Source organism: Rhodococcus sp. NPDC059969, from assembly GCF_042738325.1.
GTDB lineage: Bacteria > Actinomycetota > Actinomycetes > Mycobacteriales > Mycobacteriaceae > Rhodococcus_F.
The window spans coordinates 100,577-119,559 of the sequence record NZ_JBHWUF010000008.1 but is presented as its reverse complement, the minus strand read 5'-3'; the positions used below and the strand labels follow the sequence as shown (position 1 = coordinate 119,559).

The window sequence follows — 18,983 nt, the reverse complement described above, 5'->3', positions numbered from 1 at the left end:
AGTGACAAGCAAAGCCCGTTCAAATGCAAAGCCCGCCGCACCGCACACTGCACCGGCCGCAGCCGCTGCGAAGTCCGCAGGTCAGCGCCGTCCGGTTGCGATCGTCGGCGGAAATCGCATTCCGTTCGCACGCTCGGACAAGGCGTACGCACAGGCGTCCAACCAGGACATGTTCACTGCGACGCTCGACGGTCTCGTGAGTCGGTTCAATCTGCAGGGCGAGACGCTCGGCATGGTCGTCGGCGGCGCCGTACTCAAGCACAGTCGTGATTTCAATCTCATTCGCGAGTCCGTTCTCGGCAGCGCGCTGAGCCCGTACACGTCGGCGTACGACCTTCAGCAAGCGTGTGGCACCGGACTGCAGTCGATCATCGCCGTCGGCGACGCCATTTCGGCCGGCCGCATCGATTCCGGCATCGGTGGCGGCACGGACACCACGTCCGATGCTCCGATCGGCGTCAACGATCAGGCACGCGAGTTCCTGCTCTCCCTCAACCGCGCGAAGTCCACGGGCGACCGCATCAAGCTGCTCGGCAACGTGCGGGCGGGCATGCTCGGCCTCGAAATTCCGCGCAACGGCGAGCCTCGCACCGGCAAGTCGATGGGTGACCACGCCGCGATCACCGCCAAGGAATTCGGCGTGAAGCGCGAGGACCAGGACGAACTTGCAGCGGCCAGCCACAAGAACATGGCAGCGGCCTACGACCGCGGCTTCTTCGACGACCTCGTCACCCCGTTCCTCGGCCTGACCCGCGACGACAACCTCCGTCCCGGTTCGACCGTCGAGAAGCTGTCCACGCTCAAGCCCGTATTCGGTACCAAGCTCGGCGACGCGACGATGACGGCAGGCAACTCGACGCCGCTCACCGACGGTGCTTCGGCAGTGCTCCTCTCCACCGACGAGTGGGCAGCCGAGCGCAATCTTCCGGTTCTGGCGCACCTCGTCGATTCCGAAACCGCTGCCGTCGACTACGTCCACGGCAAGGACGGGCTGCTCATGGCTCCCACGTACGCGATCCCGCGTTTGCTGGCCCGCAACGGCCTCACCTTGCAGGACTTCGATTACTACGAGATCCACGAAGCCTTCGCTTCAGTGGTTCTCGCAACCCTGCAGGCTTTCGAATCCGACGAGTACTGCAAGGAACGCCTCGGCCTCGACGGCGCACTGGGGTCGATCGACCGAAGCAAGCTCAATGTCAACGGATCGTCCTTGGCTGCAGGTCACCCGTTCGCGGCAACCGGTGGACGTATCGTCGCTTCCCTCGCCAAGATGCTCGCCGAAAAGGGTTCGGGCCGCGGCCTGATCTCGATCTGTGCCGCCGGCGGCCAGGGCGTCACGGCGATTATCGAGCGGTAACCGCTCCACAATCTCCCCACGCGAGTGAAAACTGCGCTCACCTGCAGTGATCGGCGCGAGGGGATGCGTAATCGGGGATCCGGCCACGAGGGGTGGCCGGATCCCCGAACTCTTTGCAAACTTTTTCGCGAAGGCGTGTAACGCTGCAGAATAGCTACCGATATTCATGACAGCCCCGTGTTGCTGCCTGACCCCCGACCTGGCAGCAGCGCGGGGCTCTCGTATGTCCGGATATCCTGTGTTGAGTTGTCGGTGAGCGCCGCAGCGACGGTTGATGCAGCGAGGAGCCAACAGGTGAGTGACGAAGAGGGTCCGTCCGTCGAGAAGACGAACAGCGAGGACTCGTCCCTCCCAGAGCAGGAACTCGAGTCGGTCGAGGAACCTCAGGCGGTCGAAGAGACCGAGTCGGTCGAGGAACCCGATACCTCAGAGGACACCGAGCCAGTCTCCGAGGCTGAAGCAGGAGAGCCTGAAGCAGTAGAGCCTGAAGCAGTCGAAGCGCCAAACCCTGTCGACGAAGACGCAATCGATTCCACGGAACCGACAGTCGACGAATCGGCAAACGAGGTCACCACCGTCATCCCTGTCGTCCCAGCGGAGGACGCACCGCCGACGGAAGTAGTCGACTCGGCTCCGGCGACAGAAGCCATCGACGAGCAGACACAGCAGTTCGAGCCTCCAGCAGTGGTGGTTCCCCCGAAGCCGCCGCGCCCCGAGTTCGTGCAGCAGTACGACACGCAGCAATTCGAACCCATCCAGCAGCAGTACGAGCCTGTTGTTCGCGAACCAGAGGTAATTGCACCCCCGCCACCGCAGCAACCAGTGGCGCCCGCTCCGGCGTCTTCCCGCAAGTGGGTCAAACCGGCGATAGCAGTCGGCGCCATCTTTGCCGTCGCAGTGATTGCCTACGGAGTGGACATCTTCACCTCGTCCGGGAAAACACCCCGAGGCACGCAGGTCGCCGGGGTGGACATCGGTGATCTCACGCCCGCCGACGCGGAGGCCACGCTGCGCTCCGAACTCGGCCCCAGGCTTGTCGAACCCGTAGCCGTACATGCCGGCGGCGTCGACTCCGAGATCGTTCCCGCATCTGCGGGTGTAGACGTCGACTGGTCGGCCACGTTGTCCGGTGTTAACGCTCAGCCCATCAACCCGATCACCCGCATCACGTCGTTCTTCGGATCCCGCGAGGTTCCCGTCGTGTCGACCGTCGACCAGGGGGCGTTGGACGCCTCGATGTCGCAGCTTGCGGCAAACAGTGATCGTGCGCCCGTCGAAGGCGCAGTTGTGTTCGAGAGGGGGAAGGCGACGGGTGTTTCACCCGCCGCCGGCCAGGCCCTCGAAACGCAGCAGGCGGGCGCCACCTTCGCCGCCGAATGGTCCGATGGTGGCGTCGTCGATCTTCCTGTCGACGAGGTTCCGGTGACGGTCACTCAGGCTGGTGTCGATCGCGCACTGCAGGAGATCGCCATTCCAGCTGTCTCGGGTGACGTCGTGGTCAACGGCCGTGACGGCAAGGTCGCGACGCTCGGCGTCGATCAGATCGGCGAGGTGCTGACTTTCACACCCGACGGCTCGGGTGGGCTGACTCCGCAGTACAACACGGATGCCGCGATCAAGATTCTGACTCCGCAGTTGGTGTCGACGGAAGTCCAACCCAAGGACGCGTCGTTCACCTTCGCCGGTGGCAAGCCGACGGTTGTGCCTGGTGTTGTCGGAGATCTGATCAACTGGCCGGACACGGTCAAGGAACTCCCGGTTCTGCTGGGCAGCACGGCTTCTCGGGCAACCCCTGCCGTGTACGGACCGGTTCCGCCGGCGCTGACCACCGAAGCCGCGAACGCACTCGGCATCAACGAGGTGATCGGCGAATTCACCACCGGTGGTTTCGAATACGCGTCTGGCGTCAACATCGGCCTGGCGGCGTCGGAGATCGACGGTGCGGTCATCAAGCCCGGAGATACGTTCTCGCTCAACGAATACACCGGTCCGCGTGGTGCCGCTCAGGGATACGTCGAGTCGGGGATCATCAACAACGGTCGCCCGGACAAGGCTGTCGGCGGCGGTATCAGTCAGCTTGCGACGACGCTTTACAACGCGACGTACTTCGCCGGCATGGACGACGTCGCGCACACCGAGCACAGTTACTACATCTCGCGGTACCCCGAGGCGCGTGAGGCGACCATCTTCGATGGAGCGATCGACTTGCAGTTCCGTAATCCGGCGAAGACCGGCGTGATGATCGAGACGATTGCGACGTCGTCGAACATCACCGTTCGGATCTGGGGAACAAAAACCGTCGATGTCGCTTCGACGACCGGCCCGCGTACGTCGCCGACGTCACCGAACACCGTGACGTTGCCGGAGGGGCCTGGTTGTGTGGCTTCGAGCGGTGCGCCCGGATTCACGGTCAGCGACACTCGCGTGATCACCGACCACGCGAGTGGCGCCGAGATTTCCTCGAACACCCGGACCGTCAAGTACGACCCGGTGCCGATCGTGAAGTGCGAGTAGGGGACTACTTGCCGACGAGTGGGCCGAGAGTGCGGCCCGCGAGGTCGACGATGCCTGGCTCTTCGCCGTTGGTGATCAGGTTGATCACGACGCCGTCGATGCCGTGGTCGAGGATGCGCGTCTGAACCTGCTCGGCGACGTCGTCCGGGCTGCCGACGAAATGACGTTCGGTGGCCTTGGCGACCACGTCTTCCGGCGCCGTGGTGATGTCGAGACCACGCTCTGCGAGGAACGTTCGCTGATGCGCGCGAGCCTTGTCGCCGTCCTCGTCGATCATCATGAACGTCAGGAAGCTGGTCTCGAGGGTAGCGGGGTCGCGGTCGGCTTCGTCGCAGCGTGCAGCAAGTGCTTCCATCTTGCGCGGCAGTTCGGACGGGTCACAGATGATGTTGAGGTGATCCGCGAAGCGAGCGGCGAGTCCGAACGTCTTCTTCTCGCCGCCGCCGCCGAGCAGGATCGGCAGGTCGTCGCGGACGCGGGGCTCGTTGATGGCGTCCTTGACGTGGTACCACTTTCCGTCGAAGGTGGGACGCTCACCGCGGAGCATCGGCGCGATGATCTGCAGTGCTTCGTCGAGTTTCTGGAACCGTTCGGTGAAAGTTCCGAACTCGTATCCGAACGAATTGTGTTCGAGTTCGAACCAACCGGCGCCGATGCCCAGGATGGCCCGACCGCCGCTCACCACGTCGAGGGTGGTGACGGTCTTGGCGAGCATGGGTGGATTGCGGTAGGTGTTTCCCGTGACCAGTGCAGACAACTGGATGGTCTCGGTGGCCGTCGCCAGCGCGGAGAGCGCCGAGTAGGCCTCGAGCATCGGGGCGTCCGGCGCTCCGATTCCGGGGAGTTGGTAGAAGTGATCCATCACGAATGCAGTGTCGAAGCCTGCGGCTTCGGCTTCGCGGGCCTGCGCTATGACGGTGGGGAAGAGGTCCTTGACCGGACCGCCGTAGCTGAAGTTGGGCATCTGGTATCCGAGGCGAGTGCTCACCGATTCGACGTTACTCGCGATCGGTTGACCTGGCACGATTTTACCAACTCTATGGATTCTGTTGTGCTGGGCAGACTTCCGGAATTCAGAGAAGTTCTTCGGCCGCTTCGCGTCGCTTGGCTCGCTGCTGGTGAAGCTTGACTGCCGCGATTGCGATGCCGCCACCGACAATTCCGCCGACGAGAGCGCCGACCCAGGTAGACGATTCTTCGTAGGAATCGAATTCGAGACGGGCCATGATGCCGACTGCGGCGACGAGGTACAGCGCGATGCTGATCACGACCCGGGGGCGGTTGTAGTTGGACAACACGTAGACATCGACGTCGCACCGAAGTGCATAGATAATCGTGATCACTGAGCCGAACAGTGCGACGATCAGCAGCGCGAGCGAGATCCACGCCCCTGTTCGGCCGGCGACCCAGGGCAGAATCGCCGAGCTGACGAATATTGCCCAGAAGACACTCTGGAGTCCCACCGCCGAGGCTTCGTTCCAGACGTCGCGCTGACGCTCGTCCTTGTAGAAGTCGTCGTCCAGATCTCCGACGAACCGCATTGCCTTCATCATGGTGCTCATGCCGTCTCCTCTGGAATTTCTGCGGTGAGTGCCGATTCGGGTAGGGGAAAGAGCGTTTCGACGGTGGTCCCCAGTGCCAATGCCAGGCGAAGTGCCAGGTAGACGCTCGGTGCGTAGTCGCCGCGTTCGACGGAGACGATGCTCTGTCTGCTCACCTGGCCTGCCGTGGCCAGTTGTGCCTGGGTGAGGCCGGCGAGGCGTCGGTGTTCCCGCACGTTGTTGTCGCCAACCTTTCCAGTCATGGGAGAAGTAAAGAATACTTGTCACATGATGTCAAGTTTGCTTGTCATATGGAAAGCTGACGGCATGCGTGAACGATTTCTCGAGATCGCCCTGGCAAATCCGGTGGTCGCTACGATCGTGGATCGGGCACCGCAATTGGAGTTGGCTGAGTGGTACCTGACCGCAGGTGGGCTTTTCCAAACCGTCTGGAATCACATCGACGGCCGTGACCTCGGCGCCGGAATCAAGGACTACGACCTCTTCTATTTCGATGCCGACGATCTGAGCTACGACGCGGAAGATCGCGTGATTCGTTCGGCCGCAGAACTGTTCGCCGATGTGGATGCCGACGTCGAAGTGCGCAATGAAGCCCGCGTGCACCTGTGGTACGAGCAGCATTTCGGGATTCCCGGCGTTCCATTCACCAGTTGCCGCGACGCTATCGACCACTTCGCTTCCACAACTTGCTGTTTCGGGATCACCAAGGCCGCGGGCGGCACTGTGGACGTCTATGCCCCGCATGGATACGAAGATCTCTTCGACATGATCGTCCGCCCCAACCCGGTGCTGGCGCCGAGAGAGGTGTACGAGGCCAAGGCGGCACGGTGGCGCGGGGAATGGCCTGCGTTGACCGTGGAGCCTTGGCCCGAGAGCTCGACCTAGACCTAGACCTAGACCTCGATCGGCGGATGCAACCTGTCCATGGTCCATTGCCGATTTCGGCGTGCAGCAAGTGAACTGGCCCCGAGTGAGGCGACGAGGAGGCCACCGAGGACGGCGATCGAGACCCACAGCCTCGAGTCGATACCGCCGACGGTGAGTTGTCGTAGCCCGTTCACTGCGTAGGTCATGGGGTCGAACGGGTGGATGATCTGGAACGGTTTCGCGGTGGTTTCGACGGGATAGATGCCGCCGGCCGAAACCAGTTGCAGCATCAGGAACGCCAGGGTGATGACGCGTCCGACGGATACCCCGAAGATGGCGTTGAATGCCTGGATCAACGCCATGCAGGTGGCGGTGATGAGCATCAGGAACCCGACGGTACCGAGGGCGTGCGTGGGGTGCAGACCGACGGCGAAGTGCACGACCAGGTACATCACGATCACCTGGCAGATGCCGATGAGCAGTGCCGGCCAGTACGAGGCGAGGACCACTCGCAGCGCGCCGAGACCGTTTGCGATGGGCCGGTTCTGGAGCGGCTTGAGCAGCATCCAGGTGATGATGCCGCCCACGAACAGCGCGAGGGGCAGGAAGAACGGAGCAAATCCGGTGCCGAAGGTGCTTGCCCGGTTCTCGTAAGTTTCCTGCAGTTCGACCGGGCTGGAGAGGGTTTGAGCGGTTGCGGTTCGCTGTTGATCGGTCCAACTGGGAATCTGGCCCGCGCCCTCGGTGAGTTTGGTTGCAAGTTCGGAGGATCCGGCACGGAGTTGCTCGGTGCCGTCTGCGAGTTTGGCCGCACCGTCGGAAAGTTGGACGCTGCCGTCGGTGAGTTGAACCAGTCCGCTACTGAGGGTTTGAGCGCCGTCGTTGACTTGTTGACCGCCGTCACGAAGCTGCACCAGACCGTTGCGGAGTTCACCGCCGCCGTTGGCCGCGGCATTGAGCCCGGCTCGGAAGGTGCTCGACGGATCGTCGAGTTGGTAAACGAGTTGTTGTGCACCGCTCTTGAGTTCGCCCAGTTGGCCCATGGTCGCTTCACCGAAACCCTGAGTGCGCAGCATGTCCTGGGCAGGCGCGAGGGCATTGGCGATCTGTTGGCTGACGGGATCCGGGTTCAGCCGAAGGCTGGCCACGGCCTGCCCGACCAGCTGTGCGACGTCTGCCTGTGTGTTCCCGAGGACGCTCAGTTGGTCGACGACCTGGGTGACGCCACCACTGAGTTGGCTTGCGCCGTCGCCCAGTTGGACGGCTCCGAGATCGAGCTGCCCCAAACCGTCGGTCAGTGCGAGGACACCGTCCGTGGCGGTGTTGATACCGGTCGAGAGTTGCGCTGTACCGCCGGCAAGAGTGGCTGCACCGTCGCGTGCGGTAACCATGTTGTCGGCCAGCGTTTTCGAGCCCGACGCCAATTCGCCGGCTCCGGCGTTGGCTGTGTTCACTCCGGCCGAGAGCTGGAGCGCTCCGTCGGCGGCCTGCTTCAAACCTGCACCGGCGTCGGTCAATCCGACCAGAACCGTCTCAACCGACTGCGCGCCGATCTTGTCGCTGACTTGGCTGAGGACCTGCTGGGCGGCATTTTGACCGATGATGGTGCCGAGATAGTTGTTGACGTCGTTGAAGGTGAACTGCAACTGCGCTTTGTGGGGGTCCTTGGACGTCGGGGAGGCAACGGCCTCACTGAAATTCTCGGGCAGAGTGAGAGAGAAGTAGTAGGTGCCGTCCGAAACTCCCTGCGCGGCTTCCTGCTGTGAGACCAGATGGAGATCGAGCTCACCGGAATCGAGCAGCGCTTGGCTGACCTCGTCGCCCGCGTTGAGTTCCTGCCCCTGGACCATCGCGCCACGGTCGGTGTTGACCAGAGCTACGGGGACCTTGTTCACCTCACCGAACGGATTCCAGAAGGCCCACAAGTACATCGCGCCGTACAGGAGCGGCATCAAGATGATGGTGACGAGTGCAATCCTGGGCATCGCGCCGCGGGAGAACCGCTTGAGTTCGGTTCCGAGAGACATTCCAGCGAGCATCGCGTTTACCTCGCCCCTTCTTGGTCGGGATTGGTGACTTCTTGGAGCAAGGTGACGGCATCGATGGGTGATCCGTCGGGCAGCGGGTTGACGGTCGACGCGATGATGGTCTGGTAGCTCCCCATCTCGACCAGTCGCTCGACGAGATATGCGCGCTCGGAGTCACGCCGCACCTGTTCGAGATCGTCGACGACCAGCAGGGCCGGCTTCTTCGTGTTCGCGACGGCGATACGCAGCAGGGTCGCCTCGAGTTCGCCGAGGTCGCTGACATATCGGCCGAGTGCAGGCAGCGGATGGTCACCGAAGACAGGGGCACACACGGTTTCGAGTTCTCGATCCCCGGCACGTCCGATGAGTTTGTACCAGGGTGCGTCCCACCGGATCTGCTCCGTGATCAGATCGCGAACGGTGACGGACTCGGCAAGCTCGTCGATGTCCTCGAACCCAGCGACCCCGGCGATCTCGAAGATCTCACGGGGACGGGTTCGGCCGAAGACGGAGAGCGATCCGGAACTGGCTTTCATTCGCCCGCTGAGTGTCAGAAGTAAGGACGTACGTCCTGAACCGGCCGAGCCTTCGAGGACGGTCACACCGCCCGCACGAATTTCGAGATTGACGGGTCCGAACACCGGCCCCCATGGGCCGTCGAGCGCCAAGTCCGTGGCAGTCAATGCCAGGTCGGGGGCGTAATCGGGTTGTGCGTGCTCTGGTGCGACCACGATGATCACCTGTCTGTTGATCTACTCGGGCTTCGAAAGAACCGAGTGGCTGGTTCTGTGGACGTTCGTGCTCACCCAATCACATCGTCAGGGGGCGAGCGGCCTCACGAAAGGGATGTGTCGGACACGTCTGACAACTTGGAGACCGAACGGTATGTATTCTGTTGGAAACGGACAGGGGGAGTCGAGGTGCCGGTTCGTAGACGCGGTATGTGCGTGTTGCTTGTCATGGCCGCCCTGTCGGTTGTCTCCTGTGCCGGTGAGCGCGAGTCGCCCCCGTTCGTGTCCAGCGAGAGGCTTTTCGAGTTCACCGGGCGCAATGTCGGGCCGTTGACGGTTCCGCCCTTGCCTTCCGAAGGACACGAGCACGAAGCAGCGCCCTACGGAGCGATCACCCTGACCGGTGGGTGGACCGGCGCAGCCAGTGTCTCGCTGCCCGGATCCGTCACGTGTTTCGAGCACAACTGGGCGGATTCGCTGCCTGCCGGGCACCGCCAGTGGGCCTACGAAGTGCACACCAGCTCTTTCTACGAGTACGACGGCGGCGGCGAGTATCCGGGACGTGATTTTCAGTTGCAGGTCTACGTGAACGAAAAACCGGAACCGGGCCAGCACGGGGCGGCGATCATGAAGTTCTCGGATCAGAGCGGACAGTTCGTCTCCTTCGGCGGTGGTGACGACAAGTCCATCGAAATAGTCAGTTCTCCGGATCGCAGGCGCGTGGCGCTTTCCCTGGCGGGAACGGCGGCCCGACCCGGCGAACAACCGACGACGTCGGTCCTGTCCGCTCAGATCAGTTGCCCCACCATCGAGGGCAGATGACCGCGGGCGACACCGAGCGCTGACAACAAAAATGCCGGCCCCGAAACGTTCTCGGGACCGGCACTTTTCATGAATCAGGAACGAATCAGAATGCTGCTTCGTCGATCTCCATGATGTCGTTCTCGGTGTTCGCGACGATCTCGCGCGAAGCCGTGAGCTCCGGCAGGACGTTCTTGGCGAAGAAGGACGCGATGGCGACCTTGCCCTCGTAGAAGCTCTTGTCCTTGTCGGAAGCGCCGTTGTCGAGTGCTGCGAGAGCGATCTCGGACTGACGGAGCAGCTGCCAGCCGATGAGCAGGTCGCCCACGGACATCAGGAATCGGACTGAGCCGAGGCCGACCTTGTACAGCTCGGTGGGCTGCTCCTGAGCTCCCATGAGGAAGCCGGTGAGCGTGGCAGCCATGGCCTGGACGTCTTCGAGTGCGGTGGCGAGCAGTGCGCGCTCCGCCTTCAGACGGCCGTTGCCGGCTTCGCTGTCGATGAAGGTCTTGATCTGTCCGGCAACATGAGCGAGCGCGACGCCGCGGTCACGGGCGATCTTGCGGAAGAAGAAGTCCTGAGCCTGGATGGCCGTGGTGCCTTCGTACAGCGAGTCGATCTTGGAGTCGCGGATGTACTGCTCGATCGGGTAGTCCTGCAGGAAGCCGGAGCCGCCGAGGGTCTGCAGGCTGTCCGTCAGGTACTGGTACGCACGCTCGGAGCCGACGCCCTTGACGATCGGGAGCAGCAGGTCGTTGACGCGGAACGCGGTGTCCTTGTCTGCGCCCGAGACGAGCTTGGCGACAACCTCGTCCTGGTGTGCTGCGGTGTAGAGGTATACCGCGCGCAGGCCTTCGGCGTATGCCTTCTGCATTGCCAGGCTACGACGCACGTCGGGGTGGTGCGTGATGGTCACGCGGGGCGCGGCCTTGTTGGTCATCTGGGTCAGGTCTGCGCCCTGCACACGCTGCTTGGCGTAGTCGAGAGCGTTGAGGTAGCCGGTGGAGAGGGTGGCGATTGCCTTGGTGCCGACCATCATTCGAGCGTGCTCGATGACGTCGAACATCTGGGCGATGCCGTTGTGGACCTCGCCGACCAGCCAGCCCTGTGCGGGGATGCCGTGGCCGCCGAAGGTGACCTCACACGTGGCGGAGACCTTCAGGCCCATCTTGTGCTCGACGTTGGTGACGAAGGCGCCGTTGCGCTCGCCGAGCTCTTCGGTCTCGAAGTTGAAGTGCGTCTTCGGGACGAAGAACAGGCTCAGGCCCTTGGTGCCGGGTCCGGCGCCTTCGGGGCGAGCGAGAACGAGGTGGAAGATGTTCTCGAACAGGTCGTCCGAGTCGGCCGAGGTGATGAAGCGCTTGACGCCCTCGATGTGCCAGGATCCGTCGTCCTGCTTGATTGCCTTGGTGCGTCCGGCACCGACGTCGGAGCCGGCGTCGGGCTCGGTGAGGACCATCGTGGCGCCCCATCCGCGTTCGACGATGGTGGCGGCCCACTTCTTCTGCTCTTCGGTGCCGTTGTTGAACAGCACGTCCGCGAAGGCGGGTCCGGCCTGGTACATGTGCGCTGCGGGCTGTGCGCCCAGGATCAGCTCACCGATGGCCCACACGACGGAGCGGGGAACCGGCACGCCGCCGACCTCTTCGCTCAGTCCCATGCGGTACCACTCGGCGTCCCAGAGAGCCTTGAAAGACTTTTTGAAGGATTCCGGCAGTGCAACGGTGTGTGTCTCGGGATCGAAGACAGGGGGGTTGCGGTCCGCGTCGGCGAAAGATTCGCCCAGCGGTCCCTCGGCCAGGCGTGCGACCTCTGCCAGCATGTTGCGGACAGTGTCGGCATCCAGGTCGCCCCAAGCGCCTTCGCTCAGTGGCTTCTCCAGTCCGAGAACCTCGAAGAGGTTGAACTCCAGGTCCCGAACGTTGCTCTTGTAATGGCCCATGTCTTCTGCTTCTCCCAGTGAGGTGGTGCGGTCCAGCACTCCTAGTACCGCCCGAAGTTTATTACTCGTCGGTAACTTAATACATGTTACTAGCCGTTCTTTGCATTGCCAACACCGGATTTGCGTCCGATGACAAGCGCGTCGACCGCGAGTCCCGTTTCGGTGTGCCTGTGGGGATTTCCGGCGATCTCGAACTCGAGCTTTCCTTGGAACTCCTGCATCAATTCTTCTGGGGTGTAGAGGATTTCGGGATCTTTCGGTCCGCCGACGCCGTAGTCGATGTTGCTTCGGTCGTGACCCAAAATCATGAGGATTCCATCAGGTTTCAGAGAATTTATGGCACGGTTCACAACTAGGGTGCGTTGTGGTGCGGGTAGATGAAGGTAAAGAAGCAGGGCCAAGTCGTATGCCTGCCCGTTTCTGGAGGGGTAATCCGCGACGGTGACGTCGCCGCATCGGTAGTCGAGCCGGTCGAGGACCGATCGGGGTGAGCGGGCTGCGATCGTGCGGGCTTTCTCGATCGCGACGGCCGAGTAGTCGATGCCGGTGACCTGCCAACCGCGGGTTGCGAGCCACAACGCGTTACGGCCCTCGCCACACGCCAGGTCCAGTGCCTGGCCGTGGGGGAGGGCCGTTGCGTATTCCACCAGTAGTTCGTTGGGAGGTGCGCCCCAGACGAGCTCGGATTCTTCGTACTTCTTGTCCCAGGCGGCCGCATCCATAGATGACGACGGTAGTGGCACTCAGTTCTTGCGGACGCCGTCCATCGGGTTCTTGCGCAGGGCCGCGCGAGTCGGGATCGCGATGGAGACAAATCCCAGAACAGCGGTCACGGCGACGATGGAACCGTAGATCACCGGTGAGATCGCCGGGATCGGCTGCCCGGACACCGCCACGGCGATGCCCATCAGCGGCGGCAGGGCGATCAGCGATCCGACCACGACGGCGATTCCCACCACCATCAACGATTCGATGCGCATCATCGCTCGGACCTGCTTCGTCCGCGAACCCACCAGCTGCAGGAGCGCGAACTCGCGGGAACGCTCGGCAGTGGCGGCGACCAGAGTGTTCACGACGGCGACGGCCAGATAACCGAGCAGGACGAGGACGGCGAGGATGCTGACCCACGACTGCATACGTCGCTGATCTTCGCCTGCCGCTCCGAACTGGTCCTGGTTCATCGCGGCGATCGAGGGGAAAGACTGCAACGACTGCTGTACTTCAGCCGACCGTCCGGGTTCGGCAGCAACCAGAACGGTGTCGATCAGAGCGTCGGTGGAGTGCTGACGCAAAGTCTCGATCGGCATGGTCACGTCCCCGAATCCGAGGCCGCGACCGTATTTTGCGACGACCATCGGATGCACCAGCGTTCCGTCACCCAGATAGAGGTCGACGCGCTGGCCGACCTTGGCTCCGAGTGTGAAAGCGCCGTCTTCGCTCACGGCAACGGTATCGCCGGTCAGAGCGCTCAGGTCGCCTTCGGTCACCGCGAGATCGAGGGTCGCGGCGGCACTGGCGGCGTCGATGCCCTGGGCCGCGATCGCGCTGTCGGCTGAGCCGCCTTCCTCTCCACTCGGTACCGGTAAGACCTGGCTGCGCACCACGGGGTTTGCCGCACTCACACCGGGCACCGCTGCAATCGAGTCGAGGAGAGAGGGAGCGATACCGGCCGGAGCGCCGACGATCAGGTCTGCGGTGACGCCCTTGATCGACTGGTTGGTCGCCTCGGCTGCGACGGTGCTCTGGCTGAAGAACTGCACCGAGCCCAGTGCGATTGCGAGAGCCAAGGGGACAACGGCCGACGAGAGTCGCCTCGAGTTGGATTCGGCGTTGGCAGCAGCGAGAACTTTCGACGCCGATCGGCTACGGCGCAGTGGGCCGCCGAGGACCTTGATGATGCCGCGCACCAACAACGGGCCGAGCAGCGCGACCGAGAAGATCAACAGCAGCGCGCTCGAACCGGCTCCGGCGGCTGCCACGCTGCCGGGCAAAAAAGCAGGGAGGATGCACGCGCTGAGGCCGGCGGCGCCGAAGATCAGCCCGGTGATGATGCGTCCGCGGCCCAGTTTCGCCGGGCCGCTTTCGGATTCGCGAAGCGCTTCGACGGGGTCGAGCTTGGCCGGCCGTCGTGCCGCGATCGCCGCTGCCGCGCGGGCAGTGAGTACGCAGATCAGGAAGGCCGCGATGGCAGGAAGCGGGCTGTACGCCAACGCGAAATCCGTGGGCATGACCCCTGCATCGGCGAACTGTGCGCCCAGAACTCGGGCGAGCAGGTATCCGGGCACCGCGCCGAGAGCTGCCGCCGCAGCAGCAACGAGCAGCACTTCACGCCCGATCATGACGTGGACTTGACGAGTAGTGGCTCCGATTGCACGCAACAGAGCGAACTCTCGGCGCCTGGCGTTGATCGAGAGCGACAACGTGCTGGACACGACGAACATGCTGACCATCAATGCAAGACCCGCAAACGAGGCGCAGAGCACGATCAACTGAGTCCGCGCAGCACCGGCGTCGAGGAATTCGATGCCTCCGCGTGCGGTGCCGGTCGAGATCTCGGCGTCGGTCCCGGCGAGTGCCTCGCGAGCGAGAGCGGCGGCGTTCACACCTTCGGGAGCGATCAATCCGACTGCGGTGACCGAGTTCTGGTGCGGCCACAACCGTTCGGCCTCTGCGTCGTCGAGGAAGACGAGTGCCGGACGGTCGGGTGAGGGCACCGAAGACGAATCTGCTGTGCCGACAACGGTGTACTCGTCCACTATGCCGCCGTGAGCCAGCATGATCCGCTCGCCGAGCGCGGCGCCGGTGGTCGAGACCACCTCGTCGCGGCTCTGCGGAGCGCGACCCTCGGCGAGCGAGTACGGCGCCAATTGTGCTGTGTTCCAAGGATGTGCGTCGAGTACGACGCCCTCGGCTGTACTGACGGGGACGGAGATGTCGGGAACCACCGTGACATCGAGTGCCTCGAGCTTGCGGACCGCATCACCGTCGAGGAGAACTCTCTCGGCAAAAGGCTGATCGGCATCTTCCTTGACCTCGAGTGCCTGCGGTGCGCTGACCACGGCGTCGGCGCCGGCGTAGAGATGTGGTGAGACTCCGCCTCGCACTCCGGATTCCAGCAGCACACCTAGACCGCAGGTGAGGAGAGCCGCGCAGAATACGGAGACGAACACGGCGACGAAACCGGAGCGATGCGCTTTCAGATGGGCAAACGTGTGCGCTTTCATCATCACCAGTCCCCGAGGTGTGTCATGCGCTCGGCGATCTGCTGCGGTGTCGGGCGGTCGATGTGCCCGACAAGTTTCCCGTCGGCGAGGAACAGCACACGATCGGCGTACGACGCGGCCACCGGATCGTGCGTGACCATGACGATGGTCTGGTCGAACTCGGCGGCCGTTCGGCGCAGCAATTCCAGAACCTGCTTGGCGCTGCGGGAGTCGAGGGCGCCGGTCGGTTCGTCGGCAAAGAGTGCGTCGGGGTGGGTGACGAGGGCGCGCGCGATGGCGACGCGTTGCTGCTGACCACCGGACAGTTCTGAGGGTTTGCGCTTTCGGTATGATCCGAGCCCGACGGATTCGAGGACGAAGGTCAGGTACTGCTTGTCGGCTCGTCGCCCGGCGAGGAGTAGGGGGAGCGTGACGTTCTGCTCGACGTCGAGAGCGCCGAGCAGGTTGTACGCCTGGAAGACGAAACCGATGTGGTCGCGTCGGAAGATGCTGCGGGCCTTCGGCTTCAGCTGTGAAATCTCGGTGTCGCCCAGCCACACCGATCCGCTGCTCGGTCGGTCGAGCCCTGCGGCGCAGTGCAGGAAAGTGCTCTTGCCCGAGCCGGACGGGCCCATCACGGCGGTGAAGGTGCTGCGCGGCAGAGTGAGGCTGACGTTGTCGAGGGCGGTCACGGCGCCGCGGCCGTTGCCGTAGACCTTGCTGACGCCTTCGAGTCGCACGGCAGATGTTCGAGCTCCCGTGGCATCAGGGGCCGGCGGGGCGAGGACCGAGTGTCGATTCTTCATGGGAAGAACGCTATGGAGATTCGGCATTCGTCGACATCCAGCAGAGTCCCGAATCAATGGTGTAGCCAGCTGTAGTGGATCGTGCGGTGCGGTGCGGCATGCTGGGGCAGTGAAGAAGAGAACCAGGGCTGCGGTATACGTGCTCGTCGAGGGTGCGGCAGCTGTGGTCTCCCTGTTCTTGCTGATGGTCGGCCTCATTCTCTTGTCGCTCTCGATTCTGATCGTCGGCTGGTTGCTGTTGCCGTCGTACGTGCGAGTGCTCCGGTGGTGGGCCGGCCTGGCTCGCAAACGCACCGCTGCGTACACCGGGCGCCCTGTTCTGCAGCGATACCCACCGATGCCCAGCAATCCGACATTCGGGGACTGGAGCCGGTTCCTCACCGATCAGTCGACGAGGCGTGACGCGGCTTGGTTGTCGATTCATGGTCTGGGTGCTTTCGTCGCGGCAATGCTGACCATTGCTCTGCCACTCGGTGCGCTCAATGCGATTGCCGTCCCGCTGTACTGGCAGCAGATGCCCGCGGGCGAACCCGTCAACAACCCGTACCCCGTGACGTCGTGGTTGGGCGCTGCGGGGATGCCGTTGATCGGCATCCTGTACTTCCTGATCGCGTGGTGGTTGATCCCCGCGATGGCGAAGTGGATCAGCTGGTCGACCACGACTTTGCTTGCGCCGGATACGCGTTCGGACCTATCGAAGCGCGTCACCGCCCTGACGGCCAGCCGCGCTGCGGCGCTGGACGCGCATTCGGCCGAACTCAAACGCATCGAGCGCGATCTGCACGACGGCGCGCAGAACCGTCTGGTCGCGGTGGTGATGATGCTGGGAATGGCGGAGCGGTCGTTGCAGATCAACCCGGACCAGGCTCTGCCGCAACTGCATCGGGCACAAGATGCCGCGACCGAGGCGTTGAGTGAACTCCGCACGTTGGTGCACGACATCTATCCGCCGATCCTCGACGAGCTCGGCCTCGAGGGTGCGATCTCCGCGCTCGCCGGTCGCTCCAGCGTGCCCTGTGTACTCGAGATCGACGAGCTCCGCCGTGCCCCGGCTGCCGTCGAGGCCGCTGCGTACTTCGTCGTCGCTGAGGCCTTGACCAACGTCGCAAAGCACAGCGGAGCGCGCAGTGTCACCGTCACGGCGCGGACGGAGACGTCGGACGACTCGTCGGGTGAGACGATGCTCATCGACGTGATCGACGACGGTCACGGCGGTGCGAACGAACGGCCGGGCGGCGGCGTGGCGGGCATCCGGCGCCGGGTCGAGGCTTTCGAGGGAACCGCTGTACTGGAGAGCCCGGAGGGTGGACCGACAACGATGAGGGTGGAACTACCGTGCGGATTCTGATTGCCGAGGACGACGCTCTCCTGCGTGAAGGGCTGGCACTGCTGCTTCGCGGAGAGGGCTTCGAGGTGTCTGCCGTCTCCGACGCCACACAGTTCCTTGCGGTGTTCGAGGAGACCGCCCCCGACGCCGCGGTGCTCGACGTCCGGATGCCTCCTACTTTCACCAACGAGGGACTTCGAGCGGCGATCGAGGTGCGCAAGCTTCGTCCGGGCTTTCCCGTCCTGGTCCTTTCTGCGTATGTCGAGGATCGCTACGCCGGTGAACTGTTGGCAGGCGGCGCCGGTGGCGTCGGCTATTTGCTCAAGGAACGGGTTGGCAAGGTAGCCGAGTTCGTCGACGCGCTGAACCGGGTCGTCGACGGTGGAACGGTGATGGATCCCGAGGTCGTATCCCAGCTGATGAGCCGTCGACGCGCCGACGATCCGATCAGATCGCTGACTCCACGCGAGTCCGAGGTTCTCGGACTGATGGCGGAGGGGCTGGGAAATCAGGAAATCGCCAGGAAATTGGTCGTCAGCGACACCGCTGTGAGCAAGCACATAGGAAATATCTTCGCGAAACTCGGCCTGTCGGCTTCGGAAAGCGGGCATCGTCGTGTTTTGGCAGTTCTAGCTCATTTGCGCGCCTGATCGAGGATCTGGACTACATACCTGACCGAAGCGTAACGTGAGCGAGCCTCATGTTGTTGCCGTGATCGAACGGTGACCTGAGAGGCAGGGGCTTATGTCCTGTACGTAACGTGTGATGTCGAATGCGCGTCATCACCAGAAACCAACGAGGAGATCGATCAATGGGTAAGCCGATTGCCAGTGTGGCCGGAGGTCGGCAGTCCGTCCTTCTCGGGCTCGGCGTTCACCGCCCGGAGCGAGTCGTGACCAACGACGAGATCTGCGAGCTGATCGATTCCACCGACGAGTGGATCCAGACGCGATCGGGCATCAAGTCGCGCCGGTTCTCCGGCGAAGGCGAAGGCATCCTCGCCATGTCGATCAGCGCTGCCCGTAAGGCACTGGACGTCAGCGGCATTGCACCCGAGCAGATCGGCGCCGTGATCATCGCGACGTCGACGTGGGACTTGCAGACTCCTCAGGCCGCATCCATCGTTGCCCATGAGCTGGGTATCAAGGGTCCGGCTGCGTTCGACGTCGCAGCAGGTTGCGCCGGTTTCTGTACCGCCCTTGCGGTGGCCAGTGACCTCGTTCGCGGTGGCACCGTAGATCACGTACTCGTCGTCGGTGTCGAGTTGATGAGCGAGGCCACCGAGCCCACCGATCGCAGCGTTCGCTTCATCTTCGGTGACGGCGCCGGCGCAGTTGTCGTCGGCCCGAGCGATACCGTCGGAATCGGCCCGGTCGAGTGGGGTTCGGACGGCAGCCAGTCCGACGCCATCGTTCAGGAGCCCAGCTGGCTCGACTACACCAAGAACCCGACCGGACCTCGGCCGTGGATCAAGATGGCCGGCACCGCGGTGTTCCGCTGGGCTGCCTTCGAGATGGGCAAGGTCGCCACTCGCACCCTGGAGAAGTCGGGGCTGGGTATCGAGGACATCGACGCTTTTGTCCCGCACCAGGCAAACCAGCGCATCAACGAGGTCATCGCTCGCAGCATGAAGCTGCCCGAGGGCTTCCCCATCTCCAACGACATCGCCGAGACGGGCAACACGTCTGCGGCCTCGATCCCGCTCGCCATGGAGCAGATGCTGCGCGACGGAGAGTGCAAGCCGGGCGACAAGGCCCTGCTTCTCGCCTTCGGTGCCGGTCTGTCCTTCGCCGGTCAGGTTGTCGTCATGCCGCCGTTGGCTGGGGCAGAATCAGCCTGATCTTCC

16 protein-coding genes are annotated in these 18,983 nt (G+C 63.4%); 7 read left to right on the top strand and 9 right to left on the bottom strand.

Translation table 11 applies throughout. The features are described 5' to 3' along the window. The first annotated feature begins 1 nt into the window (after nt 1). Together ACFWAD_RS21510 and ACFWAD_RS21505 are read left to right on the top strand one after the other, a co-directional pair. Complete coding sequence (locus tag ACFWAD_RS21510; protein ID WP_378547517.1) at nt 2-1,357, top strand: acetyl-CoA C-acetyltransferase; 1,356 nt, start codon at nt 2-4, stop codon at nt 1,355-1,357. A 294-nt stretch (nt 1,358-1,651) separates the two neighbouring features. Further along, on the top strand, nt 1,652-3,871 hold the full coding sequence (locus ACFWAD_RS21505; RefSeq protein ID WP_378547514.1) for a VanW family protein: 2,220 nt from the start codon (nt 1,652-1,654) through the stop codon (nt 3,869-3,871). 4 nt (nt 3,872-3,875) lie between these two features. Here the strand turns inward: ACFWAD_RS21505 and ACFWAD_RS21500 are convergent, their stop codons facing one another. From ACFWAD_RS21500 to ACFWAD_RS21490, 3 genes are all read right to left on the bottom strand, one after another. Beyond that, entirely contained in the window at nt 3,876-4,859 is a 984-nt protein-coding gene (locus ACFWAD_RS21500) for an LLM class F420-dependent oxidoreductase (RefSeq protein WP_235171409.1), read from the bottom strand. Nucleotides 4,860-4,944: 85 nt separating this feature from the next. Then, the gene (locus ACFWAD_RS21495) at nt 4,945-5,433 is read right to left on the bottom strand and encodes a hypothetical protein (RefSeq protein WP_378547511.1); all 489 of its coding nucleotides are present in this window, start codon (nt 5,431-5,433) and stop codon (nt 4,945-4,947) included. Continuing rightward, a complete protein-coding gene (locus ACFWAD_RS21490) occupies nt 5,430-5,675 on the bottom strand; it encodes a helix-turn-helix transcriptional regulator (protein WP_378547508.1) in 246 nt (81 codons plus the stop codon). The genes ACFWAD_RS21495 and ACFWAD_RS21490 overlap by 4 nt, the downstream gene beginning before the upstream one ends. Before the next feature lie 64 nt (nt 5,676-5,739). Between ACFWAD_RS21490 and ACFWAD_RS21485 the strand changes: the two genes are divergently transcribed. Continuing rightward, on the top strand, nt 5,740-6,318 hold the full coding sequence (locus tag ACFWAD_RS21485) for a nucleotidyltransferase family protein (RefSeq protein ID WP_378547505.1): 579 nt from the start codon (nt 5,740-5,742) through the stop codon (nt 6,316-6,318). 8 nt (nt 6,319-6,326) lie between these two features. Here the strand turns inward: ACFWAD_RS21485 and ACFWAD_RS21480 are convergent, their stop codons facing one another. Both ACFWAD_RS21480 and ACFWAD_RS21475 read right to left on the bottom strand, forming a co-directional pair. Then, nucleotides 6,327-8,339: a YhgE/Pip family protein gene (locus ACFWAD_RS21480; protein ID WP_378547502.1), complete on the bottom strand. Its 2,013-nt coding sequence runs from the start codon at nt 8,337-8,339 to the stop codon at nt 6,327-6,329. A gap of 5 nt (nt 8,340-8,344) precedes the next feature. Next, nucleotides 8,345-9,067, bottom strand: a complete 723-nt coding sequence (locus ACFWAD_RS21475; protein WP_378547499.1) for an ATP-binding cassette domain-containing protein — start codon at nt 9,065-9,067, stop codon at nt 8,345-8,347. 180 nt (nt 9,068-9,247) lie between these two features. On the opposite strand from ACFWAD_RS21475, the gene ACFWAD_RS21470 reads away from it, so the two are divergent. Beyond that, on the top strand, nt 9,248-9,880 hold the full coding sequence (locus tag ACFWAD_RS21470; protein WP_378547496.1) for a hypothetical protein: 633 nt from the start codon (nt 9,248-9,250) through the stop codon (nt 9,878-9,880). An 85-nt stretch (nt 9,881-9,965) separates the two neighbouring features. On the opposite strand, the gene ACFWAD_RS21465 is transcribed toward ACFWAD_RS21470, so the two are convergent. From ACFWAD_RS21465 to ACFWAD_RS21450, 4 genes are all read right to left on the bottom strand, one after another. Beyond that, entirely contained in the window at nt 9,966-11,801 is a 1,836-nt protein-coding gene (locus ACFWAD_RS21465; RefSeq protein ID WP_378547818.1) for an acyl-CoA dehydrogenase, read from the bottom strand. Nucleotides 11,802-11,890: 89 nt separating this feature from the next. Beyond that, complete coding sequence (locus ACFWAD_RS21460; protein WP_378535497.1) at nt 11,891-12,523, bottom strand: class I SAM-dependent methyltransferase; 633 nt, start codon at nt 12,521-12,523, stop codon at nt 11,891-11,893. Nucleotides 12,524-12,544: 21 nt separating this feature from the next. Next, nucleotides 12,545-15,028: an FtsX-like permease family protein gene (locus ACFWAD_RS21455; RefSeq protein WP_378547493.1), complete on the bottom strand. Its 2,484-nt coding sequence runs from the start codon at nt 15,026-15,028 to the stop codon at nt 12,545-12,547. Then, a complete protein-coding gene (locus tag ACFWAD_RS21450; RefSeq protein ID WP_378547490.1) occupies nt 15,028-15,810 on the bottom strand; it encodes an ABC transporter ATP-binding protein in 783 nt (260 codons plus the stop codon). Before ACFWAD_RS21450 ends, ACFWAD_RS21455 begins: the two co-directional genes overlap by 1 nt. A 109-nt stretch (nt 15,811-15,919) precedes the next feature. Between ACFWAD_RS21450 and ACFWAD_RS21445 the strand changes: the two genes are divergently transcribed. The 3 genes from ACFWAD_RS21445 to ACFWAD_RS21435 all read left to right on the top strand — a co-directional run bounded on the left by ACFWAD_RS21445 (nt 15,920) and on the right by ACFWAD_RS21435 (nt 18,977). Then, nucleotides 15,920-17,158 carry a sensor histidine kinase gene (locus ACFWAD_RS21445; RefSeq protein ID WP_378547487.1) on the top strand — a complete coding sequence of 413 codons (1,239 nt, stop codon included), beginning with the start codon at nt 15,920-15,922 and terminating at the stop codon, nt 17,156-17,158. Beyond that, nucleotides 17,146-17,787, top strand: a complete 642-nt coding sequence (locus tag ACFWAD_RS21440; protein ID WP_283307679.1) for a response regulator transcription factor — start codon at nt 17,146-17,148, stop codon at nt 17,785-17,787. The genes ACFWAD_RS21445 and ACFWAD_RS21440 overlap by 13 nt, the downstream gene beginning before the upstream one ends. Nucleotides 17,788-17,948: 161 nt before the next feature. Then, nucleotides 17,949-18,977, top strand: a complete 1,029-nt coding sequence (locus ACFWAD_RS21435) for a beta-ketoacyl-ACP synthase III (protein WP_378547484.1) — start codon at nt 17,949-17,951, stop codon at nt 18,975-18,977. Nucleotides 18,978-18,983: the final 6 nt, after the last annotated feature.